At 71.1% G+C, this 26,200-nt stretch carries 23 protein-coding genes; 18 read left to right on the forward strand and 5 right to left on the reverse strand.

Annotated elements, in window-relative coordinates; genetic code table 11:
- The first annotated feature begins 87 nt into the window (after nt 1-87).
- Both ACW9J6_RS09350 and ACW9J6_RS09355 read left to right on the forward strand, forming a co-directional pair.
- The gene (locus tag ACW9J6_RS09350; protein ID WP_457116188.1) at nt 88-1,824 is read left to right on the forward strand and encodes a CHASE2 domain-containing protein; all 1,737 of its coding nucleotides are present in this window, start codon (nt 88-90) and stop codon (nt 1,822-1,824) included.
- A gap of 107 nt (nt 1,825-1,931) precedes the next feature.
- Nucleotides 1,932-2,864: a hypothetical protein gene (locus ACW9J6_RS09355; RefSeq protein ID WP_457116189.1), complete on the forward strand. Its 933-nt coding sequence runs from the start codon at nt 1,932-1,934 to the stop codon at nt 2,862-2,864.
- Nucleotides 2,865-2,879: 15 nt separating this feature from the next.
- On the opposite strand, the gene ACW9J6_RS09360 is transcribed toward ACW9J6_RS09355, so the two are convergent.
- The 4 genes from ACW9J6_RS09360 to ACW9J6_RS09375 all read right to left on the reverse strand — a co-directional run bounded on the left by ACW9J6_RS09360 (nt 2,880) and on the right by ACW9J6_RS09375 (nt 8,312).
- Nucleotides 2,880-4,685, reverse strand: coding sequence for a caspase family protein (locus ACW9J6_RS09360; protein WP_457116190.1), 1,806 nt, complete (start codon nt 4,683-4,685; stop codon nt 2,880-2,882).
- Nucleotides 4,686-5,106: 421 nt separating this feature from the next.
- Nucleotides 5,107-6,252 carry an acyltransferase family protein gene (locus ACW9J6_RS09365; protein ID WP_457116191.1) on the reverse strand — a complete coding sequence of 382 codons (1,146 nt, stop codon included), beginning with the start codon at nt 6,250-6,252 and terminating at the stop codon, nt 5,107-5,109.
- Nucleotides 6,230-7,210, reverse strand: coding sequence for a phosphoribosylaminoimidazolesuccinocarboxamide synthase (locus tag ACW9J6_RS09370; protein WP_457116192.1), 981 nt, complete (start codon nt 7,208-7,210; stop codon nt 6,230-6,232). Before ACW9J6_RS09370 ends, ACW9J6_RS09365 begins: the two co-directional genes overlap by 23 nt.
- A gap of 94 nt (nt 7,211-7,304) precedes the next feature.
- Complete coding sequence (locus ACW9J6_RS09375; protein ID WP_457116193.1) at nt 7,305-8,312, reverse strand: zinc-dependent alcohol dehydrogenase family protein; 1,008 nt, start codon at nt 8,310-8,312, stop codon at nt 7,305-7,307.
- A 294-nt stretch (nt 8,313-8,606) separates the two neighbouring features.
- On the opposite strand from ACW9J6_RS09375, the gene ACW9J6_RS09380 reads away from it, so the two are divergent.
- From ACW9J6_RS09380 to ACW9J6_RS09450, 15 genes are all read left to right on the forward strand, one after another.
- A complete protein-coding gene (locus ACW9J6_RS09380) occupies nt 8,607-9,569 on the forward strand; it encodes a PAS domain-containing protein (protein ID WP_457116194.1) in 963 nt (320 codons plus the stop codon).
- A gap of 804 nt (nt 9,570-10,373) precedes the next feature.
- The gene (locus ACW9J6_RS09385; RefSeq protein ID WP_457116195.1) at nt 10,374-11,207 is read left to right on the forward strand and encodes a nitroreductase family protein; all 834 of its coding nucleotides are present in this window, start codon (nt 10,374-10,376) and stop codon (nt 11,205-11,207) included.
- A gap of 60 nt (nt 11,208-11,267) precedes the next feature.
- Nucleotides 11,268-12,107: a transporter substrate-binding domain-containing protein gene (locus tag ACW9J6_RS09390; protein WP_457116196.1), complete on the forward strand. Its 840-nt coding sequence runs from the start codon at nt 11,268-11,270 to the stop codon at nt 12,105-12,107.
- Nucleotides 12,108-12,577: 470 nt separating this feature from the next.
- The gene (locus ACW9J6_RS09395) at nt 12,578-13,222 is read left to right on the forward strand and encodes an amino acid ABC transporter permease (protein ID WP_457116197.1); all 645 of its coding nucleotides are present in this window, start codon (nt 12,578-12,580) and stop codon (nt 13,220-13,222) included.
- The gene (locus ACW9J6_RS09400) at nt 13,222-13,875 is read left to right on the forward strand and encodes an amino acid ABC transporter permease (protein ID WP_457116198.1); all 654 of its coding nucleotides are present in this window, start codon (nt 13,222-13,224) and stop codon (nt 13,873-13,875) included. Before ACW9J6_RS09395 ends, ACW9J6_RS09400 begins: the two co-directional genes overlap by 1 nt.
- Nucleotides 13,872-14,681: an amino acid ABC transporter ATP-binding protein gene (locus ACW9J6_RS09405; protein ID WP_457116199.1), complete on the forward strand. Its 810-nt coding sequence runs from the start codon at nt 13,872-13,874 to the stop codon at nt 14,679-14,681. The genes ACW9J6_RS09400 and ACW9J6_RS09405 overlap by 4 nt, the downstream gene beginning before the upstream one ends.
- Nucleotides 14,678-15,070 (forward strand): RidA family protein, encoded by a 393-nt coding sequence (locus tag ACW9J6_RS09410; RefSeq protein WP_457116200.1) that lies wholly within the window; start codon nt 14,678-14,680, stop codon nt 15,068-15,070. The genes ACW9J6_RS09405 and ACW9J6_RS09410 overlap by 4 nt, the downstream gene beginning before the upstream one ends.
- Nucleotides 15,071-15,073: 3 nt before the next feature.
- Entirely contained in the window at nt 15,074-15,676 is a 603-nt protein-coding gene (locus ACW9J6_RS09415) for a DUF1989 domain-containing protein (RefSeq protein ID WP_457116201.1), read from the forward strand.
- 896 nt (nt 15,677-16,572) lie between these two features.
- On the forward strand, nt 16,573-18,792 hold the full coding sequence (locus ACW9J6_RS09420; protein WP_457116202.1) for a protein-disulfide reductase DsbD family protein: 2,220 nt from the start codon (nt 16,573-16,575) through the stop codon (nt 18,790-18,792).
- Between the two features lie 7 nt (nt 18,793-18,799).
- Complete coding sequence (locus ACW9J6_RS09425; protein ID WP_457116203.1) at nt 18,800-19,417, forward strand: redoxin domain-containing protein; 618 nt, start codon at nt 18,800-18,802, stop codon at nt 19,415-19,417.
- 80 nt (nt 19,418-19,497) lie between these two features.
- The gene (locus tag ACW9J6_RS09430; RefSeq protein ID WP_457116204.1) at nt 19,498-20,142 is read left to right on the forward strand and encodes a DUF429 domain-containing protein; all 645 of its coding nucleotides are present in this window, start codon (nt 19,498-19,500) and stop codon (nt 20,140-20,142) included.
- Nucleotides 20,139-20,648: an NUDIX hydrolase gene (locus ACW9J6_RS09435; RefSeq protein ID WP_457116205.1), complete on the forward strand. Its 510-nt coding sequence runs from the start codon at nt 20,139-20,141 to the stop codon at nt 20,646-20,648. Before ACW9J6_RS09430 ends, ACW9J6_RS09435 begins: the two co-directional genes overlap by 4 nt.
- A 98-nt stretch (nt 20,649-20,746) precedes the next feature.
- Nucleotides 20,747-21,412: a carbonic anhydrase gene (locus ACW9J6_RS09440; RefSeq protein WP_457116206.1), complete on the forward strand. Its 666-nt coding sequence runs from the start codon at nt 20,747-20,749 to the stop codon at nt 21,410-21,412.
- Nucleotides 21,413-21,544: 132 nt separating this feature from the next.
- The gene (locus ACW9J6_RS09445; RefSeq protein WP_457116207.1) at nt 21,545-22,942 is read left to right on the forward strand and encodes an FAD/NAD(P)-binding protein; all 1,398 of its coding nucleotides are present in this window, start codon (nt 21,545-21,547) and stop codon (nt 22,940-22,942) included.
- Between the two features lie 314 nt (nt 22,943-23,256).
- Nucleotides 23,257-23,457: a hypothetical protein gene (locus ACW9J6_RS09450; RefSeq protein WP_457116208.1), complete on the forward strand. Its 201-nt coding sequence runs from the start codon at nt 23,257-23,259 to the stop codon at nt 23,455-23,457.
- Nucleotides 23,458-23,693: 236 nt separating this feature from the next.
- On the opposite strand, the gene ACW9J6_RS09455 is transcribed toward ACW9J6_RS09450, so the two are convergent.
- Nucleotides 23,694-24,779, reverse strand: coding sequence for a malate/lactate/ureidoglycolate dehydrogenase (locus ACW9J6_RS09455; protein WP_457116209.1), 1,086 nt, complete (start codon nt 24,777-24,779; stop codon nt 23,694-23,696).
- A gap of 247 nt (nt 24,780-25,026) precedes the next feature.
- Here ACW9J6_RS09455 and ACW9J6_RS09460 point away from each other — a divergent pair, with 247 nt between their 5' ends.
- The gene (locus ACW9J6_RS09460) at nt 25,027-26,190 is read left to right on the forward strand and encodes an ABC transporter substrate-binding protein (protein WP_457116210.1); all 1,164 of its coding nucleotides are present in this window, start codon (nt 25,027-25,029) and stop codon (nt 26,188-26,190) included.
- Nucleotides 26,191-26,200: the final 10 nt, after the last annotated feature.

Consider the following 26,200-nt stretch of genomic DNA (forward strand, 5'->3'; position numbering starts at 1 on the left):
CGGAATACTGATGCTCTCCGCGGTGAGTAACTTGCATATCACACGGACTCATTTATTCTGATGCATTCACCACACGAGTTGACAGCGATGTCGGACCATCAGGCGGCGCATACCCGTGACCGGCATGGCGTCTTCTTTCGCGCCTCAGCAAACACGTTGGCGGGCTTCTTCTTCGCATCGCTCCTGAGTACGTCGATCATCATCCTTTCGAGCATTCCTCCCATCGCCGGGCCATTCCTTGCCATCAAACGCCTCGGAGTCGATCTCGGGATGGAGATCCATGCCGAAATATACGCTCGAGTGAGGCGGGAACTTTCGCAGTCGAAGCTGGAGCCGCGCCTCGTTTTTCTCGATATCACCCAGGTGGCCTGCGAGACATCTTTGAAGCCGGCGATCGAACGCTGCCGGGCCGGCCATCCGGCCCAGCCGGAACTCGTCTACGATGTCCTGGCAGCGACGCTCGGCGGCGCGAAGCGACCGGCCGTCGTGATCGTCGACGCGGCGCTCGTCGACCGGAAGGCGGCGCCGGACTGGCCTCCGCCCGGGCAGCCACCCCTTCGCAGCGCCGGGACACCGGTGATCTACGCGGTGACCGGCCGCGTTACGGATGAGCCGGGAACGATCTGGCTCGACGCGCGCGACGACCCGGTCGCCGCGGGCGTGCTCGACAAGGACGGTGCCTTCGACGCACTCGCCCAAACCTTCATCGACACCGACGACACCGACGACATGCTGCGCCGCTACGCGCCGGCCCTCCTCACGCGCCCGGCCGCGGGCGGGCAGCGGGAATTGAAGCCGACGGTGGCCATGGCCGCTGCCGTGGCGGTCGCGGAAGGACCGAAGGCGCTCAGCAAGCTCGTGGCCGATCTCAAGAGCGGCGCGACGGGGCGCTGCGACACGGCGCGGGCGGCCGGGCACGGCGCGCCCGAGCACGGCGCGCAGGCCGGCGGACATGGGTTCGGCTACGGCTTCGACCCCGACCTGATCTGCCTCTCGGCACTGACGCCCAGCACCGCGGACCGGTCGCGCGTGCGGGTGCCCGAATTGCTCTTCACGCTACGATCGCTCGCCTATCCGCGCGGCCGCGCGCCAGCTCCGACCGCGATCACCGCCTCCGCCGAGGACAATCTCGAACGCGCCGCCTCCCTGCGGGTCCCCGTGACCGACGTCGCGCAGTTCCGGCAGCGGCCCGCCAGCCTCATCCGGTTGTTCGACGGGGCCGTCGTCGTGATCGGGACCTCTGCGGCGAGCGCGCGGGACGTGCACGCAACGCCCATCGGAACGATGGCTGGCGCCGAAGTGGTCCTCAACGCCGTCCGCGCGTTCCTGAGCTTCCCGGTCACCCGTCATCCGACGCTCCTGGTAGAGCTGCGTCACGAACTCGAACTCGTCTCGGGCGCGTCGATCATGTTCCTGGTGATCTGGTGCGCGATCGAGCTCCTGGCGAGCAAGATCGCGGGCGCATCTTTACCGACGGGTATCGTGCTGCGCGCGGCGATCGGTGCGACATTCGTTTCGGGCATCGCCGTGATCATCCTGGCGCTGCTGTACTGGGACGTCCGGCGCAACGTGCCTGACGTGGGCCATGGCATGCCTCCGCCGGATATACTTACTCCGATCTTCGCCCTGTCGCTCGAGGGATTCGCGAAGGCCTCCAAATGGATGCTGGTCGTCTTTCATACCATGGCGGATCGATGCCTCGAGCGGGCGCTGTCATGGATCGGTCCGTCCGTGAGCATTCTCCGGCCGAGAGTCAGCCGGCCCGTCGGAGGACCGGCCGCAAGCCCAACGGCATCGAGCGGAGTCGAGGAGCGAGGCGAATGACCAAACGCTGGGACATCGACGCTGTCGGTCGGTCCGACGCAGGTCTGGGTCCATCGCCGGCGACCGTCGGCCATCGCGCGGATCCTGCATCCCGAGCGCGGCGCGCCGTGCGGGCGGCGCTGTCGGCCGCGGCCCTGCTGTCGAGCTTCCCCGGCATCGCGGCCTCCCCGGACGCGCCGTCGGCGATCAGCGAGAAGGAGGTCCTGCGGGCTGACGCCTACGTCGCCGAGTACAGCACGGCGACGGGCGGCCGTGCCGTCCTGCGCCGGCGCGGCCAGACCGACGCTGAGATCGAGCCGGGGCAGCTCTTGTACAGCGGCGACATGGTCGAGATCACGGCAGGACGGCCCCGCGTGGCGATCAAGGCGCCCGGCCGAGCCCGGCCCTTCTATCTTCCCGAGGACGGGACCGCGTTCCGGGTCGCGCCCCGGCCGGGAGAACCAAGCGAGATGGCCCGCCTCCCGGGCTGGGTGCTGGGGCTGTTCGAGCCTCGGCGCCTGACGCTGGAGCGCACCACGATGGCCCGCGATGCGAGGGGTGCGGATCCCGGCGCGGGGAGAGACGCGGCCGGCTGCGGTCCGTCGGCTGCCGGGGCCGGATCCGTCCTGCGGCCCGCCCCGCAGGTTCTCGCGGCCGACCGGTCCCGCGTGACCGTCGTCTGGTCGCACCTGCCCGTGGCGCGCGTCGATCTCCGCAGCAGAACCGGGTCGGTTCTGGCGTCGAGAGCAGTGGCCGGGCGCAGCACCGCGCTGGACATCGGCCCGACCGACCGGAACCGCGTCGATCGGATCAGCCTCTTCGGGGAGGACGGGCGCCCCCTGATGGAGATTCCGGTGCGGTTCGCCGCTCTGGCCGCGGGTTCCGTCCCCGCGTCGGACGGCCGGCGCCTCGCCGAGACGCTGAGCGGCCTCAGGACCCGGTGTGCCCGGCGGGACGAGCACACGCTGGAGGCGATCTCGCGCATTGCCGACCTGCGCGAGCGCTCGCTTGCCGCGTTGGTGGTCTTCGAGGCGATCGCGGACGGCGAGGTGCGCTGGTGACCGCGCGACAGGGCGCTAACGCACGACCTCGTCGCGGGCGAGGATGAGCGTGGCGCCCGCCCGGCCGACCGGAGGCGCCACCTCTGTCCGGCGCTGCCGCGCGAAGGCCTGACACATGGCGACGTACCGCGTCCAGCTCGACGCGTAGCCCATCTCCCCGGCCTTCTCGTAGAGTTCGCAGGCCTTCTGCCGATCGCGCGTCCCGCCCATGCCTTGATCGTAGTACTGAGCCAGATTCTCGGTGGCCTGCCCGCTGCCGAGGCGGGCCGCAATCTCCCAGTAGCTCTTGGCCGCGGCCAGGTGTTCGGGGGCGTCCGTCCAGTCGCGATACAGGCTGCCGAGGTGCAGGATCGCCCGGCGGTGGCCGGATTCCGCCGCCGTCTTGAAGTAGGCTTCGGCGAGCCGGTAGTTCTTCGGCCCGCCGCGGCCGCGATAGGCCATGATACCGAGCCAGAAGGCGGCTTCGGGATCGCGGCGGTCGTAGGCGCGGCGAAGATAGCGGACGCCCGACGCGTAGGCCGCGTCCGATCCGGAGGGGAAGTAGGGCGGGACCTGCCCGCGGATCGTCATGAGGCCGAGAAAGGTCTCGGCACGGGCATTGCGCGACATCGCGCTGCGGAGATACGCGTAGGCGTCTTCGGAATAGTCCTGCCGGCCGTCGGCGTTCTCAGCGTAGACCATCTCGACCAGTGCCGTCTCGGCGGCGGCGTAGCCGCCCTCCGCAGCCGCCTCGAAGGCGGCACGCGCCTTGTCGTCCTCCAGGTTCGCCCAGTAGGCGCGCCCGAGCTGGAACTGCAGGCGGATGTCGGCGCGGCCGGCCCGCAGGGCGGCCTCGCACGCCTCGATGGCCGGCACCGCATCGACGAACTCGCGGTACACGCCCGGCACGCCGCGAGGCTTCTGCTCGTCGTCCGGGGCGGCCGCGAGCTGGTCGCAGCGCTGGGCCGCCTCCGCCCCCTGCGCCGGGATCTTGAGCGGCAGGCCCGGCTGCGACGGTTTGATCCAAGGGGCGGACGTCACGAGGAAGAAGTCGTCGGTGATGTTGTTGACGTAGGTCGGCGTCTGCACCCGACGCGGGTCGCCCTGGCTGACCAGGCGCTGCACCTCCGCGCGCACGTTGCGGGCGACCTGCTCCAGCGGCCGCGGCGCCATCAGGAGATGCTTCAGGAGGACTCGGGTGAACACCGAGTTGCGGACCGGATCATCCTCGCCGAGCCGGTCGAGGGCTTGCTGCTGCGGCCCGGCCGAATACATCTCGAAAGACTCGGCCCGGACCCCGGTCGGGATCGGCAGCGGGGTCCGGATGATGATGCGCAGCGGGCCGTCATACCCGTTGGACAGCTCGAATGGATTCCTTCGGCAGGTGTCGACGATCACGATGGCGAAGCGCGCGCCACGGTTCTGGAAGACGTTGATCACGCGTTCGGCCGAGAGGGACTGGTTCTGGATGCCCCTGACCTGATCCTTGCTGAACCGCTGGATATCCGACGGCATCAACAGATCCTGCGCGCCGTCGTTGTATCCGTGCCCTGCGAAGAAGAAGAGGGCCGTATCGCCCTCCCTGATCTTGTTTGCGAAGGTGTTCATTGCCTCATTCATAGCCTCGTAGGTGACGTTTCGCTGCAGGGTGACGTCGTCGAAGCCGACCTGCCGCAGGGTCGAGGCCATGCTGTCGGCATCGTTCTCGGCATTCCGCAGCAGGGGGATGTGGTCGTACCGATCCACGCCGATGACGAGTGCCAGCCGGCGCTGCGCCCAGGCCGCCGTGTTCGGCAGCACCAGGACGGCGACGAGCAGCAGCCGGGAGAACCAGGCGGGCATGGGAGCGCTCCAACGAAGGATCCGATCGGGCTTCAATAAAAAACGCATCACCGCACATTAACTAACTTAGCCGCCAGAGGTTTCAATGGAGCATGTACCGTTCAAGAAAAATTCGAGATGCACCACATAGTGATGGTCGACAATTCTCCTATCACAATTGCCAATAATGTTGTATTTTAAAACAAATCTTTCATTCGATTGACAGTAAAAGTCATTTTGAAAGATGGTTTTTTTCTGTAATCGATATTCAACAAGCAGCTTTATTGAAATAAAGATTGAAACGATGTCATATTAATACACGTATTTTGAAGCAAATTACGATGCACTTGCATCGGAACGCCAGTAAGATCTGAGGAACGGTCTGAATCGACGCTGAGAGACGATGACGAGAGAGGGGTGACCAGCGGCTTCGCCCGCTCGTTCACGCGGCCCCGGCACGATGCCGGGGCGCATCGCGGTCGAGCGTGGCCCGCAGGCGGCGGGTGAGCGGGCGCTCGATCAGGCGGTAGGTCAGGAGCGCGGCCGCGATGCTCCCGGCGAGCATGAGGGTGCCGATGCCGATCCCGCCGAGAACCGGGACGAGGCCGAGCCGGGTGGCCGCCTCGCGCACGGCCCGCAGGGCGAAGGGATGGACGAGGTAGAGCGCGTAGGAGGCGTCCCCGAGGGCCACGACCGGGCGCGGCGCGGAGGCGCGTTCGGCGAGGCCGGAGGCCGCCACCAGCATCGCCGCCGGCACGCCCGCCCAGAGCGGGCGGGCGAACCCGGACACCTCGCCCCCGCCGCAGGACGCGAGGCCGATCACGGCGCCGAGCCCCAGCGCGACGCACACAGGCCTGCCGAGCCGCCCGCCGCCCCGGTGGATCAGTCCGAGCGCGGCGCCGAGCAGGAACTCGACGACGATCGGGTCGGACCAGAAGGCGAGCGGCGCCGGGAGCGGCCGGATCGCGGCGCCCAGACCGATCAGCAGCGCGAAGAGGCCCGCGATCCAGGCGACCGTCCGGACGCGTCCGCGCCCGAGGCCAAGGGCGAAGACGACGTAGAAGAACATCTCGTAGTTGAGGGTCCAGCCGAGGCCGTAGAGCGGCTGCAGGGTGCCGTCGGGCCGCGCGGCCGGCCAGAACAGGAAGGAGGCGGCGACGAAGCCCGGACTCAAGGCCGCGCCGGCATCGCCGAGCGTCCGCGGCGCGGCGAGCGCCACGGCGAGGAAGGCCAGCGTGACGAGCCAGTAGAGCGGGACGACGCGCGCGACGCGATGCGCCAGGAACCGGATCCGGCCGCCCGGCCGGTCGTAGTCCGGGCCCGTGGCGTGGACCATGATGAAGCCGGAGATAACGAAGAACACGTCGACCCCGGCCCACCAGGGCAGCGCCGCCGGCCCCTCGCCGCGCAGGCCGAGCGTGCCGAGTTCGTGCCCGAGATGGTGCAGCACCACCATCACGGCGGCGGCCGCCCGCAGGGCCTGGAGGAGGTCGAGCCTCGCCAGAGCGGTCGATCCCAGGCTCCCGCGCGCCGGCTCCGCCGGGGCGAGGCGCCCGCCGGCACGGTCAGGCGCGCCCGAGGAACGCATCGAGGTTCCGGCGGATCCGCTCCAAGGGCGGCACGGACAGGTCCGGCAGGGCGAAGGGCTGGCCGGTGATCGTCTCGAAGGCGCGCACGTAGACCGCGGCGGTCTCCAGGATCACGTCCGGCGGGATCGCGGGGATCGCGTCCCGGTAGGGGTCGCACCGCGCCACCACCCAACTCCGGATGACATCCTTGTCGAAGCTCTCGGGCGCCTCGCCGGCTTCGAAGCGGGCCGCGTAGCTCTGCGCGAACCAGTAGCGGCTGCTGTCGGGCGTGTGGATCTCGTCCGCGAGCAGGATGTTCCCCTGCGCATCGGTCCCGAACTCGTACTTGGTGTCGGCGAGGATCAGCCCGCGCTCGGCCGCGAGCGTCTGCCCGCGGGCGAAGAGCGCCAGCGCCGCCTCCGACACGGTCCGCCACTGCGCCTCCGTCAGGAGTCCCTGGCCGAGAATCATGTCCGGGGTCAGGGGCGTGTCGTGCCCCCCTTCCCCGGCCTTGGTGGTGGGCGTGAGGATCGGCGCCGGCAGGCGCTGGTTCGGCCGCATCCCGTCCGGCAGGCGGTGGCCGTACATCTCCCGGGCGCCGGCCTTGTACTGGGTCAGGATCGAGGTGGCGGTGGTCCCGGCGAGGTAGCCGCGCACCACGATCTCCACCGGCAGGATGGTGAGCCGACGGGCGACCACCACGTTCGGATCCGGATAGGCCAGGACGTGGTTGGGGCAGAGGTCGGCCGTGGCCTCGAACCAGTAGCGGGCGGTCTGGGTGAGCACCTGCCCCTTCAGCGGGATCGCCGCCAGGATCCGGTCGAAGGCGCTGATCCGGTCGCTGCTGATCAGGATGCGCCGCCCGTCGGGCAGGTCGTAATTGTCCCGCACCTTCCCGCGGGAAGGATCGGGCCATCCCGGCAGGAGCGCCTCGGGCAGCAGATGGTTCGCGTAGGGGGCGAGGTCCGCGGCTTCCATCGGCGAGGCTCCTTCGTGCAGCGGCGATCGGGGCCCGGCCGCGTCGCCGGAGCCCTGCCGGGCCGTTCCCCTTAGACCGACGCGACCTGCGGCGTCAGAGGTCGATGCAGATCTTCCCCAGATGGGCGCCGGATTCCTCGTGCCGGAAGGCCTCGGCCAGGGCGTCGAGGGGGAAGCGGCGGTCGATGACCGGGCGCAGGCCGGTGGCCTCGATGGCGCGCACGAAGTCCTGCTGGTGGCGCCGGCTGCCGACAATCAGCCCCTGGAGGCGGGCCTGCTTGGCCATCAGGGCGGCGGTGGGGACCTCGCCCCCGCGCCCGGTGAGCACGCCGATCAGCGAGATGTGGCCGCCGATGCGCACCGCGGCGATCGATTGCGGCAAGGTCCCAGGACCGCCGACCTCGATGACGTGGTCGACCCCCCGCCCGCCGGTCCAGCGCCGCACCGCCTCGCCCCAGGCCGGTTCGGACCGGTAGTTGATCAGGTGATCCGCCCCGAGCGCCCGCACCCGCTCGAGCTTCGCGTCGGAGGAGGAGGTGGCGATCACGGTGGCGCCCATCGCCTTGGCGATCTGCAGGGCGAAGATCGAGACGCCGCCGGTGCCGAGCACCAGCACGGTGTCGCCGGCCTTGAGGCCGCCATCGACCACGAGGGCGCGCCACGCGGTCAGGCCGGCCGTGGTGAGGGTGGCGGCCTCCGCGGGGTCGTAGCCGCGGGGCGCACGGGTGAACCAGGTCGCGGGACGCACCACCGCCTCACGGGCGTAGCCGTCGACCCCGTCGCCCGGCACGGTGGCGAAGTCGCCCGCATTCGGCGGCCCGTCGAGCCAGAGCGGGAAGAAGCCGGAGACGACGGCATCCCCGGGCGCGAACTCCGCCACGCCCTCACCCACCGCCTCCACGGTGCCGGCTCCATCGGAGAGCGGGATGCGGCCCGCGAAGCGGTCGCCCGCGGCGCTCGCCACCCCGTAATCGTGGTAGTTCAGGGAAGAGCCGCGGATCCGCACCCGGATCTCGCCCGGGCCGGGCGAGCCCGGATCCGGCAGATCGACGGGCTCCAGGGCGTCGAGGCCGCCCCCGGTTCCGATCCTGATCGCGCGCATCACCGGCCTCCTGGCTTCTCCGGCGCCAAATAGGGCACCGCGCGGAGCGCCGCCACGCGGAGCGGCCCTGCGGCGCGCACGGAGGACTGCGCGACCATGGCGAAAACTGTTATGTGAAGCAGCAATCGGGTCCATTTGAACCCAAGGTCGCACCGACCAACATGACATTCTTGTCATGCGTTCCTGTACATGATAGTGAGTCTCACCCCTCTACGAATATAGACGAATATTATCAGAATGTCTCCAGAAGAGATATTTATTCAATCTCCTGAGTTTCTGCGATTGCTGGAAGGCATGGAGTTGGTCGGCCTGTGGCGATGGACGTTCGCGACCGGCGTTCAGATCTGGTCGCCAGGGTTCTTTCGCCTGCTCGGGCTGAATCCTTGGGAGATGCGGCCGAGCTACGACCTGTTCGCGAGCCTCGTCCATCCGGAGGACAGGGGGATGATGCCGCGCGCGGCCGAGCTCATGCAGGGCCTGAGGCCGGCCCAGGCCACGGTCCGGATCATCCGGCCCGACGGGACGATGCGCAGCCTCGCCCTTCGCTCAGAGATCCGCGTGACGCCGGACGGTCGGCCGTTCGAGGCGGCGGGCGTCATCCTCGACGTCACCGACCCGCAGGTCCTGATCCGGGCGCGGCAGGCCGAGCAGCGGCATCGCGGTGCGATCTTCCGGGCGACGGGCATCGTCATCCTCCCGGTGAGCCTGGACATGCGGTTCGATTTCCCAGCGGAGGCCGCCGCGACCGCCGGACGGAGCCTCGAGGATCTCAACGCCGACCCCTTCGCCGAGATCGTGCCGGAGGAGCGCGCCCGGTTCATCGAGAGCGCCATCCGGCACCATGCCGAGGGCACGCTCCTCCAGGAGACGCCGCTGCTCAACCTGCGGGACGAGATCCGCCAGCGGGTCCGGATCGTGTCGGTGCCGGTCCACGACGAGGCGGGCGCGGTCATCAGCCGGAGCTGCGTCATGTACCCGACCGCGCTGCCCTTCGTGCCGGTGGCGGGGTCCCTGCGCCGCGGGCTGGAGCAGGCGGTGCGGGGCCACCACCTGCGGGCGGCGCGGGCCCTGCTCGGCTGGTCGATGACGACTCTCGCCCAGGCGAGCGGCCTGTCCCTGTCGACGGTGCGGCGCCTGGAGGAGGAGACGCAGCAACAGGCGCCATCTTCGCACCACAGCGCCATCGCGGCCCTGCGTCAGGCCGGCATCCGCTTCGTCAGCCTAGATGACGGGGCCATCGCGGTGGCGCGGGACTGACGGGCGCCGTCCCGCGCATGACGCAGGGCTGTCCGGGGACCATTCAACGCCCCTCGGAGGGGGCTTTGGTCTCCGGAGAGCACGACTAAGACAACAAATTTCCCCACTCCAGATCGCGGGGATCCCCTCTCCGGTGCGGGCTACCGTGTGCACACATCTCTGTCGTCGGCTCAACGGAGATGAAAGGCACAGCACCCCTCATGCTGAGGTGCGACCGCAGGGAGCCTCGAAGCACCCCAGAACAGTCTATTCAGGCAGGTCTTGACTTGGATCTATGGTCAGCAGTGCTTCGAGGCTCCCTGCGGTCGCACCTCAGCATGAGGAGGTGGGTTTGTTGCCATGAGCCGGGTTTGAAGCTCTGGCTCACCCTCACCTAACGGGATCAAATCGACTAGACTTCATGTCGATCGGCGTCGATCGAGCCTTGCGATGCCCTGCGCGCGATCGCGCCGCGGGTGCGGCTGAGGGATGACGGATCCGCTCGACGTCTGGTCGATCGGAACGATCATGCTTTTGATACGGAACATGTTTTCCTAGGCTGTGGGGACGCGGTCGCCCGCACGGGAGAGGGGAGAAGTGCCTCGCCTCGTCCGCGGACAGCCCTGCGGCGCCGCGGGTCACGGAAGGGCCGGGCCGCTGCGCCCGCCGGCGGTCGATCCCCGCAGGGCCTGTCCCCCGGGATGCTCCGGATTGGTCGTCCCCTGCCGCCGGACTCGGACCGATCACCCTGGCACGTTTGCTGCATCGCCCGATGCGAAGCGTGCTGCGCAATTGCCGCGGCGCGCCGACGGGCGGGGATGCGGCGTGGCCAGCTACGCGGACGAACTCGGCGCGCGGTTCGATGACGGCGGTCCCACCTGCGAGGGCGCGCCGGACGAGCCGTTCCTGCGCCGCCTGCTGACGCGCCGGACCGTGCGGGCCTACGAGGACCGCGTCCCGGACGAGATGCTCCTCGACCTCCTGACGGCGGCGGCCCTGTCCGCGTCCAGCAAATCCGACTTCCAGCAAGCGTCGATCCTGCGGGTGGTCGATCCCGAGCGGCGGGCGGCGCTCGGCGCCCTCTTCCCCGCCATGCCCTGGATCGGCGCGGCGCCGGCCTTCCTGGTCTTCCTCGGCGATGCGCGGCGGCTCGACGCGATCGGCCGGGCGCGCGGCAAGCCCGTCGCCAACGGCACCCTCGAAGGGTTCTTCAACGCCACGGTCGACGCGGCGCTCGCCCTCCAGACCTGCGTGCTTGCCGCGGAGGCGGCCGGCCTGGGCTGCTGCCCGATCAGCGTGCTGCGCAACCGGATCGACGCGGTGGCGGAGATCCTGGACCTGCCCGACCTCGTCTTCCCGGTGGCGGGGCTCTGCCTCGGCTACCCGGCGCGGGCGGGCTTCGTCAGCCTGCGCCTGCCGCGGAGCGTCACGAGCCATCGCGACACCTACGCGGCGACCGACCCGGTCCCGGCCATCGACGCCTACGACCGCCGCCGCCACGCGCGCCACGCCATCCCGGCCGAGCAGCATCGGGCCAACGCGGTCTTCGGCACGGCCGCCTTCTACGGCTGGTCGGAGGACAAGGCGCGCCAGGCGGCGCAGCCGGAGGGCGCCGCCTTCCCGGTCTACCTGCGCGCCCACGGTTTCACCTTCAACTGAGTGCCATCGCGGACCCCGCGCAGCGGGGCACCGCCGGATCACCACAGGGGACCCGACGCCATGACCGACGATTCCGCCCGCCACCCCACCCGCCGGGCCGCCCTCGGCGCCGTCGCCGCCTCGCTCCTCGCCGTGCGCGGCGCCTTCGCCGGCACGATGGACGAGATCCGCAAGCGCGGCCTCGTCGTGGCGACCGAGGACGATTTCCGGCCCTTCGAGTTCGTGAAGGACGGCCAGCCCACCGGCTTCGACAACGACCTCGTGGCGATCCTCAAGAAGGAATCGCCCTTCCCGGTCAACCAGCAGATCCTGCCCTGGACCGGCATCCTGGCGGGCGTCGCGACCGGCAAGTACGATTGCGCGATCACCGCGGCGATCATCACCAAGGAACGGTCGCAATCCCTCGACTTCACCAGCCCGATCGCCGACGCCACCCACTACTACGTCAAGCGCAAGAGCGACACGGCGATCAAGGCGATCAAGGATCTCTCGGGCAAGACGGTGGGCGTGCAGGCCGGCAGCGCGCTGCTCGGCCGCCTGCCCGAACTGAAGGCGATGCTGGAGAAGGAGGGCGGCAGCCTCGGCAAGGTGGTGGAGTACACCTCCTACCCGGAGGCCTACCAGGACCTCGCCCTCGGCCGCACCGACTACGTGGTCAACACGATCATCAACCTGAAGGCGCTGGTGGCCGAGAAGCCGAAGGTGTTCGAGATCGGGCAACCCGTCTCGGGAAAGTCCTTCCCGGCCTGGGCGGTCAAGAAGGGCAACACCGAGCTCCTGGCCTACTTGAACGACTTCATCGCGAAGCAGAAGGAAAAGGGCACCTTCTGGGAACTCCAGAAGAAGTATTTCGGCGAGGAGTTCCGCGACCTGCCGGTGTCGTGGGCGCCGGAGTTCTGAGGTCGGCGCCCATGGTTGAATGGGAAGCGCGGTTCCCCTCTCCCGGGTGGGCTTGCGGATTCACACTTCGGGTGGTGCGCATGCCCTCTCCCCGCGTGCGGGGAGAGGGCCGCGACGACCTTGTCGTCGGCGCGGCGAGGCGGCAGCCGATGGTGAGGGGGAGGCGCAGGATGAGGCTCCTTCGGGACCGCCCCCTCACCCTCGCCCTGCGGGCTCGCTGCGGACCCGACGAGGGGTCCGCAGCCCTCTCCCCGCACGCGGGGAGAGGAGAAACCCGCGCCTCATCCGGCGAAGTGTGAATGAGCAAGCCCGGGTGGGAGAGGGGATCCCGCGCGCTCTTTGGCCGAACCAGAGCCCAACCGTCGTCATCAAGCAGGATGCTTCCGCACCGTGACCGAAAGCTGCACACGGTCCTTGCTCTCTTCCCGTGGCCGACGACGGGCGGCGGATGATGCGCGAGGCCGCCCCGCATGAGCTGGCTCGATGTCCTCGCCATCCTGCAGGGCGCGGTCACCACGCTGACCCTCTCCTGCATCGGCATCCTGATCGGGCTGCCCCTCGGCCTCGCCCTCGCGGTGATCCGCTGGGCGCGGGTGCCGGGCGCCGCGCCGATCGTCGCCGTCTATGTCAGCCTCCTGCGCGCGACGCCGCTCGTGACGCTCCTCCTGCTGCTGTTCTTCGCCCTGCCGGAGGTGGGCCTGCCGATCGGGCCGGTCTCGGCGGCGATCCTGGCCCTCGTCATGAACACCGCGGCCTTCAACTGCGAGGTCTGGCGCGCCGCCCTGATGGCCTTCCCGCGCGACCAGTACGAGGCCGCCAAGGCGATCGGCCTGCCGGCCCTGCCCCGCTTCCGGCGCATCGTGCTGCCGCAGATCGCCCGCGCCAGCCTGCCCGGCCTCGTCAACGAGATGTCGCTCCTCGTCAAGGTCACGCCGGTGCTGGCGGTGGTCGGCGTCGTCGACATCACGCGGGCGGCGGTCCGGATCGGCGCCGAGAGCTTCGAGCCGCTGCCGCCCTTCATGGTGGCGATCGCCGTCTACGCGCCCATCGTCTACGCCTTCGTCCTCGTCCAGCGCCTCATCGAGCGCCGGCAGGCCCGCCTCGGAGCCGCCTGATGCGCGATTTCGGCATCGTCTGGGAGGAGCGCGGCCTGCTGGTCGCCGGCCTCGCCAACACGGTGGCGCTGAGCGTCGTCGCCGCGCTGATCGCGCTCGGCCTCGGGGCGCTCCTCGCCCCCGTGCTGATGGCGAGGGTCCGGCCGGTGCGGGCAGCCGCGCAGGGCGTCGTCGACGCGCTGCGCTGCGTGCCCTTCCTGCTCTTCGCCTACATCGTCTATTACGGCCTGCCCTCCCTGGGTCTCAACTTCGACAGCTGGAGCGCGGGGCTGGCGGCGCTCGGCCTCTACCACGCCGCCTACACGGCCGAGATCCTGCGCGGCGCCTGGGCGGCGCTGCCCCGGGAGCCGATCGAGGCGGGCCACGCGATCGGGCTCCACGGATTCCGGCTGTTCCGCCGCCTGATCCTGCCGCCGCTCCTGCTCGCGGCTGGGCCGGTGCTGGGCAACCAGACCATCCAGATCATCAAGGACAGCGCCTTCCTGACCATCATCGCGCTGCCCGAACTCACCCACGCGGCGAGTTCCATCCAGTCGCGCCGCTACGTCCCGTTCGCGGCGTTCATCTCGGCGGTGCTGCTCTACTGGGCGCTCTGCCTGATCGTGGAGGCCGGCGTCGCCCGCATCGGCCGCCTGGCGGAGGCGCGGCGATGAGAGCGATGCCCGAGAGCCCGATCCTGCACGGCCGCCCGACGCTCGAACTGGTGGGGATCTCCAAGCACTTCGGCCCGCTCACGGTGCTGGAGGACGTGAGCCTGCAGGTGCAGCGGGGCGAGACCGTCTGCCTGCTCGGGCCCTCGGGGTCGGGCAAGTCGACGCTGCTGCGCTGCATCAACTGGCTGGAGCGGCCGGATGCGGGCCAGATCCTGCTGAAGGGCGAGCCGGTCGGCGTGACGGCGGGCGGCGTCGTCATGGGAGACCGGGCGCTGTCGCGCCTGCGCGCCCGCATCGGGATGGTCTTTCAGCACTTCGCCCTCTGGCCGCACCTGACCGTCATCCAGAACGTCATGGAGGGCCCGGTGCAGGTGCTCGGGCTGTCGAAGGTCGAGGCCCGCGAGGAGGCCGAGGCGCTGCTGGCCAAGGTCGGCCTGTCGGAGAAGCGCGACAGCTTCCCGGCCCGGCTCTCCGGCGGGCAGAAGCAGCGGGTCGGGATCGCCCGGGCGCTCGCCATGAAGCCCGACCTCGTGCTGTTCGACGAGCCGACGAGCGCCCTCGACCCGGAACTGGTCGGCGAGGTGCTGCGCGTCATGCGCGATCTCGCCCGCGACGGCATGACGATGGTGGTGGTCACGCACGAGATGGGCTTCGCCCGCGAGGCCGCGAGCCGCGTTGTCTTCCTCGACCAGGGCCGCATCGTCGAGGCGGGCGCGCCCGACACCTTCTTCGCGCAGCCCCGGACCGACCGGGCGCGCCAGTTCCTCGCCCGCTACGCGGGCGACGCCGCAAGGGAGACCCGATGAGCCCCCTCTTCCACCTGATGCCCGACGCGCCCAAGCCGGTGGCGCCCTACAGCCACGCCGTCGAGGCGAACGGCTTCGTCTTCGTGACCGGCCAGCTCGCCACCGACCCGGACGACGATGCCACCCCGATCCCGGAGGGGATCGAGGCGCAGACCCGCAAGGTGATGGACAACCTGCGCCGGGTTCTGGCGGGCGTCGGCCTGACCTTCGCGGACGTGGTCTGCGTGCGGATCTTCCTGACCGACTTCCCCCGCGACTACGCCGCCATGAACGCCCTCTACGAGACCTACTTCGCGCCGGGCCGGCTGCCCGCCCGCACCACGGTCGGGGTGACGCACCTCGCCCGCGGCGGCATCGTCGAGATCGACCTGATCGCGGCGCGGGGTTGAGCCATGACCGAGAGCCTCGTCACCATCCCGGCCCGCAGCGGCAAGGCGGCCTTCGTCGCGACGGGTGAGACCGTCACGGTCGTCAACACGCACGGCGAGCAGGTGGTCGATACCTGGGCCTTCAACCGGGACGACCTGACCGAGTTCATGTCGATGGAGCATTCCCGGGCGCACATGCTGCGGCTGGTGCCGCGGCCGGGCGACGTGATGCGCACCAACCGCCGCCGGCCGATCCTGACCTGGCTCGACGACACCTCGGGCGGGGTGCACGACACGCTGATCGCGGCCTGCGACCGTCACCGCTACGCCTTCCTGGGCCACGAGGGCCACCACGACAATTGCGCCGACAACCTCGTGGCGGGCTTGGCCGAACTCGGGCTGGCGCCGCCCGAGATCCCGAGCCCGCTCAACCTGTTCATGAACATCCCGTGGGACGCGGAGGGGCGGCTCGCCTTCGCGGCCCCGCCGCGGCCGGTGCCGGGCGGCTTCGTGACCTTCCGGGCCGAGATGGACCTCGTGATCGCCTTCTCGGCCTGCCCGCAGGACATCCTGCCGATCAACGGGAAGGCGGCGCGGCCGGTGGAGGCGCATTTCCGGGTGGGTTGAGCGGGCGGCGGTCGGGGTCGCCGACAGGCCGAGACCCGCGCGCAGGGCGGCGAGGGAGCGGGTCACGGCCGTGCGCCATGCGTCGGGGTCGAGGAGGCGCAGGGTGCGGCCGGAGCCATCGCGGCTGGGAGGGCGTGGGGCAGGTCGACGGAGGCGGCACGCTCATCCCGATTGCCCGGATGCGATGCCCGGCCCGCAGAGGGTGACCGTGTGCACACAGCCTCCGGACAATCGCGCCGCATCAGTTCGTCGGTGGCTTCGCCGTCCCTTGGGGAGGAAAACGTGTTCCGGTGTGCGGCAAGAGCATTCCATCCTCGGTAATGGCCGCTCAAGACGGGCGCGGGATCCCCTCTCCCGAGGGGCTGCCGTGTGAACACGGCGATCGAAAAACTGTTACAAGACAATCGCTTGTTCAAGCGGATGACTCGGTGAGTCCGGCGCGGGGAACCCCTCTCCCGTGCGGGAGAGGGGCAGGGGTGAGGGTCCAGGTGGTTCAGCAAGACTTCTGACGTGTCCCGCTGCCAGCACGACCGTCTTCGCTCGATGACGGCACGGTCCGGGACCCTCACCCCTACCCCTCTCCCGCACGGGAGAGGGGATCCCGCGGGTCTCCTCGTTTCCGTTCAAGCGACTGCGAAAGAAGCGCTTTTTTGATGCCGGGAAGCGAAGTGTGAACGCGCTAGCCCACTCGGGAGAGGGGCCGTTGCGCAGCATCTCAGCGTGAGGCGTGCTGAGTCTTCCAGAATCGCGGATTTGATGAACCGGCTAAAAAGATCCACTCACACGATAATCGCAGCAGGGGGAAGGTGACGCGCCGCGCTCCTCACGCAAACGCGTCCGCCCGTCGCCTCGCCGCGGCCGCGGAGTCCGGCTATGGGGATCCCGGAAGGATCCCGATGCGCCATCTCCCGTCGCTGCTCCTCGCCCTCGCGGCCTTCATCCTGCCCGCCGCCGCGGCTCCGGCCGCCGCCCAGGCGCCGCGGGTGAACCCCAAATACGCCGACCTCGTGCGGGCGGACCTCGTCGCCGAGCCCGCGGCCATCGCCCCGGGCCAGCCCTTCACGGTGGGGGTGCGGCTCACCATGAAGCCGCACTGGCACGTCTACTGGCGCAATCCGGGAGATTCCGGCCTCGCCCCGGAGATCGCCTGGACCCTGCCGCCGGGCTTCTCCGCCGGGCCGATCGCCTGGCCGGTGCCGGCGCGCATCCCGGTCGCCGACCTCGTCAATTTCGGCTACGAGGGCGAGACCCTCCTCACCGCCACGATCACGCCGCCGGAGCGCCTCGACGGCAGCGCCGCGCCCCTCAAGGCCAAGGTCTCCTACCTCGTCTGCGAGCGGGAATGCATCCCGGGCGAGGCGAGCCTCGCCCTGACGCTCCCGGTCGCCCCGCCCGGCACCAGCGCCCGGCCCGACCCGCGTCAGGCCGATCGCTTCGCCGCGGCCCGCGCCGCCCTGCCGCAGCCCTCGCCCTGGCCCTCGCGGCTGACCGAGGACGGCGACGCGCTCACCCTGCACCTCGACGCGCCCGGCCTGAAGCCCGACACGATCCACGACCTCGCCTTCTTCCCCTACGCGGAGACGGCGATCGAGCACGCTGCCCCGCAGGCGGTCTCGGTCGACGCGGCCGGACTGCATGTCGGGCTCCGGCGCAGCAACCTCGCGCCGGCCGGCCCGATCGGCCGCCTCGACGGGGTCCTCACCCTGACGGAGGACGCCGCCGACGGGCCGGTGCGCCACGCCTTCGCGCTCGGAGACGCCGCGGCCCCCGCGGCGTCTCCCGCCTCCACCTCGCCCTCTCCGGCCGCCGCGCCGCCCCAGACCGCCGCGCCGCCCCTGGCCGACGACGGGCCGACGGGCCTCTGGCAGGCGGCCCTCCTCGCCTTCCTGGGCGGGATCCTCCTCAACCTGATGCCCTGCGTGTTTCCGGTCCTGTCGATCAAGGTGCTGGGCCTCGTGCGGCAATCGGGGGAGAGTGCGGGCCGCGTGCGCCTGCACGGGCTCGCCTACACGGCCGGCGTGCTCGCGACCTTCCTGGGCCTCGCCGGGCTGCTGATCGGGCTGCGGGCCGGCGGCGCCCAGATCGGCTGGGGCTTCCAGCTGCAGTCGCCGCTCGTGGTGGCGGGCCTCGCCTACGGGCTCTTCGCCATGGGCCTCAGCCTGTCGGGGGCGCTGACGCTGGGCGGGCGCTTCGTGGCCGTCGGCGACGGGCTGACCCGCCGGGCGGGGCTCGAAGGCTCCTTCTTCACCGGCGTGCTCGCCACCCTGGTGGCGACGCCCTGCACGGCGCCGTTTATGGGCGCGGCGGTCGGCTTCGCCCTGACGCAGGGGGCGGCCGTGAGCCTCGCGGTCTTCGCCGCCCTCGGCCTCGGCCTCGCCCTGCCCTTCTGGCTCCTCACCCTGTGGCCGGCGGCGGTCCGGCGCCTGCCGCGGCCGGGCGCCTGGATGGAGACCCTGAAGGGCTTCCTCGCCTTCCCGCTCTACGCGACGGTGGCGTGGCTCGTCTGGGTGCTGAGCCAGCAGGTCGGCCCGGCCGGCCTGTTCCTGGCGCTCCTAGGCTTCGTGCTGGTCGGGTTCTGTGCCTTCGCGCTGGAGCGGGGGCGCGGCGCCGGACCCCTCGGCCGCCGGCTAGCCCTCGGGGCGGCGGCGCTCGGGCTCGTGGCGCTCGGCCTGATCGGCGCGGCCCTCGACCGCGACCGGGCGGGCGCCACACCCGTGACGGTGGCCGGCGGGCCGGAGCCCTTCACGCAGGCCCGGCTCGACGGGCTGCTGGCGCAGGGCCGGCCGGTCTTCATCGACATGACCGCGGCGTGGTGCATCACCTGCCAGATCAACGAGCGCACGGCGCTGGCCGGCCAGGCGGTCCGCGACGCCTTCCAGGCCCGCAACGTCGCCTACCTGAAGGGCGACTGGACCAACCAGAACCCCGAGATCACCCGGGTGCTGGAGGCCCATGGGCGCTCGGGCGTGCCGCTCTACCTGCTCTATCGCGGACCCGGCGACGCGCAGGTGCTGCCGCAGATCCTCACCGAATCGACGGTTTTGGCCGCCCTCGACGGGCTCGCCGCGCCGCGCCGGGCGGCGTCCCTCGGTGCCGCCTCTCCCAGCCAGGAGTGATCCCCCAATGCCGACGATGATCCGACGGGCCGCCTGCGCGGCCGCCGCGCTCGCCTGCCTCGCCGCCCCGGTCGCCGCGGCGCCCGCGGTGGACAAGCCCGCCCCGGCCTTCCGGGCCACCGACGTCGAGGGCCGCAGCGTCGCCCTCGACGATTTCAAGGGCAGGACCGTCGTCCTCGAATGGACGAACCACGAATGCCCCTTCGTTCAGAAGCATTACGGCGCCCACGCCATGCAGGATCTGCAGAAGAAGTGGACCGGCCAGGGCGTGGTCTGGCTCTCGGTGATCTCCTCGGCCCCCGGCGAGCAGGGTTACGTCGACGGGCCGGCGGCCAAGCGCCTGACCGCCGAGCGCGGCGCCGCCCCGACCGACGTGCTGCTCGACCCGCAGGGGGCGGTCGGCCATTCCTACGGGGCGCAGACCACGCCGCACATGTTCGTGATCCGGGGCGACGGCACGGTCGCCTATATGGGCGGCATCGACGACAAGCCCTCGGTGAACGCCGCCGATCTCAAGACCGCGCACAACCTCGTGGATGCGGCCCTGACCGAGGTCGCGGCCGGCCGACCGGTGACGGTGAAGACCGCCCGGCCCTACGGCTGCTCGGTGAAGTATTCGTCCTGACGGCCGGATCCTGGATCGCGGGCGTCGACGGCTGCCCCGGCGGCTGGATCGCGGCCCTTCAGGGACCCGACGGATCGCCGGTGCGCATCCGCGTCGTGCCGGACCTCGCCGCGATCTGCGACGGGCCGGAGGCGCCCGCGATCGTCGCGGTCGACATCCCGATCGGCCTGCCCGAGCGGGTCGGCGTCGGCGGACGCCGCGCCGAGGCCCTGGTGCGCCCGCTCCTCGGCGCGCGGCGGGCCTCGGTCTTCCCGACCTCGTCCCGAGCCGTGGTCGAGGCGCCGGACTACGCCCGCGCCATCGCGCTCGCCCGGGCGATCCAGCCCTTCGCGCCCTCCCCGCCCGCCAACGCGCTGTTCCCCCGCATCCGGGCCGTCGACGCGCTGCTGCGGGCGCGGGCCGACCTGCGGGAGCGGGTCTACGAGGTGCATCCCGAACTCGCCTTCGCGCGGCTCCACGGCGCGCCGCTGCCCCTGCCCAAGCGCATCCCGGAGGGCGCGGCCCTGCGGCGGGCGCTGCTCGCTCGGTCCGGGCTCGGGGACGCCGCCGAGGCGGCGGCCCCGCGGGGCGCCAAGCCCGACGATCTCCTCGACGCGCTGGCCTGCCTCCTGGTGGCGCGGGGGATCGCGCGCGGGCGCGGCGTGTCCTATCCCGATCCGCCGGAGCGCGACGGCCACGGCCTGCCCGCCGCGATCTGGACCCTCCCGGAGCACGATTCCCCATGACCCTGCCGACCCGCGACATCGCCCGCGCCCTGGTCTTCGACCCGCAGGACCGCCTGCTGCTCATCGCCTACGAGGCGGTGCGCGACGTCGACCCGGCCCGGCCGGGAGACCGCCGCTTCTGGTTCATGCCGGGCGGCGGGATCGAGCCGGGGGAGACGCCCGAGGAGGCATGCCGGCGCGAGCTGCACGAGGAAATCGGCGTCGCGGACGCGCCGCTCGGCCCCCTGGTCGCCCGCTGCGAGGGGCCCTTCACGCTGTTCACGAAGCCGCGGGTGGCGATCGAGCGCTACTTCGTGGTGCGGCTGCCGAGCGACCGGATCGACACCTCGCGGCTCGCCGAGACGGAGGACAATCCGGTGCTCGGCACCCGCTGGTGGCCCCTCGACGAACTCGCGGCGACGCCGGAGCGGGTGGAGCCGAGAGGGCTCGCGGCCCTGGCGCGGCGGATCGCGGCGGGCGAGCCGGTGACGGAGGTCCAACTGGCCTGGGGCGAGGGCGCTTCCTAGATGACGATCGGGGCGGCATCCGTCTCCCCGCCGGGAACCTGGGGCGAACCCCCGGGCGAACTTGGCTCTTGCAACCCTGTCATCCGACGAGCTGCATCATGCTTCCCGACACGCTGACCGAGGGCTACCGCGCCTTCCTGGACGACCGCTTCGCCCGCGAGCGGGGACGCTACGAGGCGCTGGCCGAGGGGCAGAGCCCCGAGATCATGGTGATCAGCTGCTGCGACAGCCGGGTCTCGCCCGAGGTGGTCTTCGACGCCCGGCCGGGCGAATTGTTCGTGGTGCGCAACGTCGCCAACCTCGTGCCGCCCTTCGAGACGGGCGGCGAGTACCACGGCACCTCGGCGGCCCTCGAATTCGCCGTGCAGGCCCTGAAGGTGAAGCACATCGTGGTGCTGGGCCACGCCCGCTGCGGCGGCGTGCGGGCCTTCGCGGATTCGGCGGCGCCACTGTCGCCCGGCGACTTCATCGGCCGCTGGGTGTCGCTGATCGCGCCGGCGGCGGAGCGGGTCGACCCCGAGGCGGATGGCGACTACCTGCAGCGGCTCGAATACGCCACGGTCGAGAACAGCCTGCGCAACCTGATGACCTTCCCCTGCGTGAAGATCCTGGTGGAGCGCGGCAGGCTCCAGCTGCACGGGGCGCATTTCGGCATCGCCACCGGCGAGCTGCGGGTGCGCGATCCGGAGACGGGCAAGTTCCGGCCGATCGTGCCGGAGGGCGGCGCGAGCGCGACGCGCCTCATCCGCTGCCAGGAGACCTGAGCGGCGAAGCCGCGCGACCGGTCCCGCCCGCCTTCGCGGGCCGGGGCCGGCTGGCGCCCCTTGACCATACGCCGCGGACCGAGCCCATTGAGAGCCGCGCCCATCGGGGCCCGGTTCGCCAGGATCGTCCGAATGTCCCTGCCCCCCGTCGCGGTGATCGGTGCCGGTTTCAGCGGCACCATGGCGGCCCTGCACCTCAGCCGGCTCCTGCCCCCCGAGCGGCCGGTGCTCCTGTGCGAGAAATCGGCCGTCTTCGCCCGCGGCCTCGCCTACGCGACGGGGTGCCCGGACCACCTCCTCAACGTCCGCGCGGCGAATATGAGCGCCTTCCCGGACGAGCCGGAGCATTTCTCCCGCTGGCTCGACAGCTGCGGGGGGGACGACCTCGCGGGCATCCGGGCGACGCCGGCCGGCATCTTCGCGGCCCGCGGCCTGTACGGCCGCTACCTCACGGAACTCCTGGTCGGCGCCCTGACCGAGCCGGCCTCCGCGCGGCTGCTCCTCGAGAACGACGCGGTGGTGGACCTCGCGCCGGCGCCCGAGGGCTTCCGCCTGACGCTGGCGGCCGGGCGGGTGCGGAGCGTGGCGGGCGTGATCCTGGCCTCCGGCAACCTGCGCGGCGGGCGGGCCTGGAGCACCCGCTACCAGATCGACCCCTGGGACGAGAGCCCGCTCGACGGCCTGCGCGCGGACATGCCGGTGCTGATCGTGGGCACCGGCCTCACCATGGTGGACGCGGTCGCGGCCCTGCGGCGCCGGGGTTTCGCCGGGCCGGTGGTGGCGCTGTCCCGGCACGGCTACCTGCCGCAGGTGCACGCGCCGGCGGCGCCCTGGCCGGCACCCGTCCTCGCGGAGGCCGAGCGCGGCTCCGTGCGGGCGCTGCTGCGGCGGCTGCGCGCCGAGGCGGCCCGGGCCGCCCAGGAGGGCAGCGACTGGCGCGCCGTCATCGACGCCCTGCGCCCGGTCAGCGTGGCCTTGTGGCGGGGCCTGCCCCTCGCCGAGCAGCGGCGCTTCCTGCGCCACCTGCGCAGCGTCTGGGACGCGCACCGGCACCGGATGGCGCCTCCGGCGGCCGAGATCGTGCGGCGGGAGATCGACGCGGGCGGGCTCTCGCTGCTGCGCGGGCGGATCGAGGCGGTGACCGATCAGGCGGGGTTCGCGGCGGTGCGGATCCGCGGGCATGGCGGCCAGGCGGTGCGGGAACTTGGCGTGCAGCGGCTGGTCGACGCCTCGGGCCTCGGCAGCGTGGCGCGGACGGACGACCCGCTCCTGCGCCGGCTGATGCAGCGGGGCTTGGCGCGCCCGGACGCGCTCGGGCTCGGGCTCGCCGTCGCGGAGGATTTCACCGTGCTCAGCGCCGACGGCGCGGCGGGCCGCCCGCTCTGGACCCTCGGGCCGCTCCTGCGCGGCACGCTCTGGGAATGCACCGCCGTGCCCGACATCCGCGGCCAGGCCACGGCGCTCGCGCGGACGGTGGCGGAGCGGATGCGGGCCGACACGGCGCCGGTCGCCCGGGCGGGCGAGGGGTAGCGTCGCGGCCGGAAGGCCGACGCGCGGTATTGGGCACGCATAACATTAAATGAGGCGCAGGAACCCCTCTCCCGTGCGGGCTACCGTGTGTGCACACCGTTGTAGCCGGCTCATCGGCTGAACGTATCTGGACCGCACAACACCCCTCATGCTGAGGTACTGCGGCGATCGAAGATCGCGCGCAGCCTCGAAGCACTCCTGACCATAGATCCAGCACGATGCCGACTTTGACGGACTGTTCTGGGGTGCTTCGAGGCTCCCTACGGTCGCACCTCAGCATGAGGATTTTGGTTTGTTGCCATCGACCGGGCCTAATGCTGTGGATCACCATCGCCTGGCTGGATGACATCTACCGGGCGTCAGCCTGGTCGGCGTCGGTCGAGCCTTCGGATGCCATGCAGGCGATCGTGCAGCGAGTGCGGATGAGCGATGACGGGTCGGCCCGATATCTGATCGATGTGATCGATCATCCTGTTGAAAAAGAGCGTTTCTCGACGGCTGTGTGCACACGGTAGCCCGAGTGCGAGAGGGGTAGGGGCGATCGAAGATCGCGCAGGGTGGCTCGGTCTCAGCAAGAAGACAACCGCGCCGCTGGCAGCTTGATGGTTCAGTCCACTTGCTGAAGCGTCCGTCCCTCACGCGGGATCTCCGATCCCCCGGCCCCTCCGCCACTCGGGAGAGGGGAGAAGGACCTCACATCGTTCCCGGACAGCCCCGCTCCATCCGGAGCGAGGCCAGCCCCCTCGTGCGCTCAGCGCACCTCGCCCCGATACGCCTCCCCGTCGAGCCCGTGCGGCTTCCCCGCGTCGAGGAGCGTCGCCCAGACCGGGTCGGGCAGCGGCACGCCCTCGGCGAGGCGCTGCGCGCGGGTGCGCCGCTCGGGCTCGCCGGGCAGAAGCACCTCCCCGCCCGGGGAGGCCGCGCGGGCGCTCTTGAAGAAGTCGAGATAGGTGCGGGTCTCGGTCGCGACCGCGTCCGCGGAGCCGAAGGCCTCCGGCGTCATGTAGATCGACAGCATGCCGTTGCAGAACCGCTTCGGCCCCGGCCCGGCCGTGCCCGAACCGGTGAGCGCGCCGGCCAGGAGCTCGCACATCAGGGCGAGGCCCGAGCCCTTGTGCTCGCCGAAGGCCCGGATCGCCCCGGCGCCGCGGCGGTTGTCGCGATCCGGCGTGCCCTCGTAATCCCCGAACAGGGTCCGCGGATCGCCGCTGTGCCGCCCGTCGGGCTCGATCAGCACGCCCTCGGGCAGCGGCTTGCCGCCCTGCGAGGCCACCAGCACCTTGCCCTCGGCCACCGCCGAGGTGGCGAAGTCGAGGATGATCGGCTCCCCGCCCGCGACCGGGAAGCCCGCCGCGAAGGGCGCCGTCGAATAGCGCCGGTCGACCGAGCCGAAGGGCGCCACGAGCAGGCTCCCGGCCACGTTCACGAAATGCACCGAGACCAGCCCCTCGGCCGCGGCCTGCTCGGCCCACTCGCCGATCCGCCCGAGATGGCCCGAATGACGGAGCGCCACGATCGCCACCCCGTTCGCCTTGGCCCGGGCGATCCCGGTCCGCGTCGCGACGGGACCGGCGGTCTGGCCGAAGCCGTACTGCGCGTCGATCAGCACGAAGGAGGGAGAGTCCGTGACCACCTCCGGGGTCCGGTCGGCCACGACCTCGCCCTCGCGCAGCCACGCCACGTAGCGCGGCACTCGGATCACCCCGTGACTGTCGTGCCCGGTAAGGTTGGCGGCGACCAGGTAGCGGCCGATCCGCTCGGCCTCCCCGGGCGAGCAGCCCTCCCCGACGAAGATGTCCCGCACGAAGGCGGTCAGGCCGGTGGCGGCGATGAGCATGCGATCCTCCCGAAGGATTCTTGTTGGCCAATGGCGAATAGCGAATGGCGAATGGGGATCCAAGCCGCACGGATCCAATCGGCGCCCGGCGATCATCAATCCGGATCGGCCCTGTCCCCATCTTCCCCATTCGCCACTCGCTATTCGCCATTCGCGCGCCCCGGGGACTGGACATGGCAGCGCTGCCCGTGTCCTATCTCGGCCAAGAACCGGGCAACGATACCGGGCCTGACGGGAGGAAATCCTCATGAGGACGACGCGTCGCGTGTTCCTGGGCGGCGCCGCATCGGCGGCGATGGGTGCGGCAGCGCCCGGCGTGATCCGCTCCGCCTGGGCGCAGGGCGCCGGGTCGACGACCCGGATCGGCATGGTGCTGCCGGTGACGGGCCCCGGCGCGGATGCCGGGCGCTTCGCCCTGAACGGCGCCAAGATCGCGCTGGAGGCCGTGAACAAGGCCGGCGGCGTGCTCGGCAAGCCCCTGGAGATCGTCACCGAGGACGACCAGACCACCAATCCGGGCGCGGTGCTCGCCTTCTCCAAGCTCGCCTCGCAGCCCGACCTCGTCGGCTTCGTCGGGTCGATCCGCTCGACCCAGAACCACGCCATGGCGCCCGACATCCTGAAGACGGGCAAGCCCGTCTGCTTCGGCGGCACCGACCCGGTGCTGACCCAGATGGGCAATCCCTGGATGTTCCGGTTCCGGCCGAACGACAGCTTCTCGGCCCGGGTGATCGCCGATTACGGCGTCACCACCCTGCAGAAGAAGAAGTGGGCGGTGATCCACTCCACCGACGCGTTCGGGACGAGCGGCGCCAAGGCGCTCACCGAGGCGCTCGGCAAGGCCGGCGCGACGGTGGCGCTGGACCAGGGCTACGCCAACCAGAGCCAGGACTTCACGCCGGTGGTGCTGGCGATCCGCCAGTCGGGTGCCGAGGTGATCGGCTCCTACTTCACCTTCGAGAACGACCTCGGCATCTTCGCCCGGCAGCTGCGCCAGCTCGGCGTCACGGTGCCCTGGGTCGGCTCGCCCTCGATCACCAACGTGACGGCGCTGAAGCTCGCCGGCCCCTCGCTGTTCGGCACCTTCGGGGTCGCCGACTACGCCGAGGAATCGAGCGACGCGGCGCGCAACTTCGGCAAGGCCTACCGGGCGGTGACGAAGCTCGCCCCCGACAACCAATCCTCCTGGACCTTCGACGCGGTCACGGTCCTCGCCCAGGCGATCAACAAGGCCGGCAAGACCGACCCGCAGGCCATCCGCGAGGCGCTGCTCGCCGTGCGCGGCCACGAGGGGGCCGAGGGCACCTACAATTTCGACAAGAACGGCGACGGCCTGCACGGCTACAACGTCGTCAAGAACGAGAAGGGCACGATCACGTTCGAGAAGCGGATCGACTTCAACCAGGGCTAATTCGCCCCCG

It is taken from the genome of Methylobacterium sp. JK268 (genome assembly GCF_054052225.1).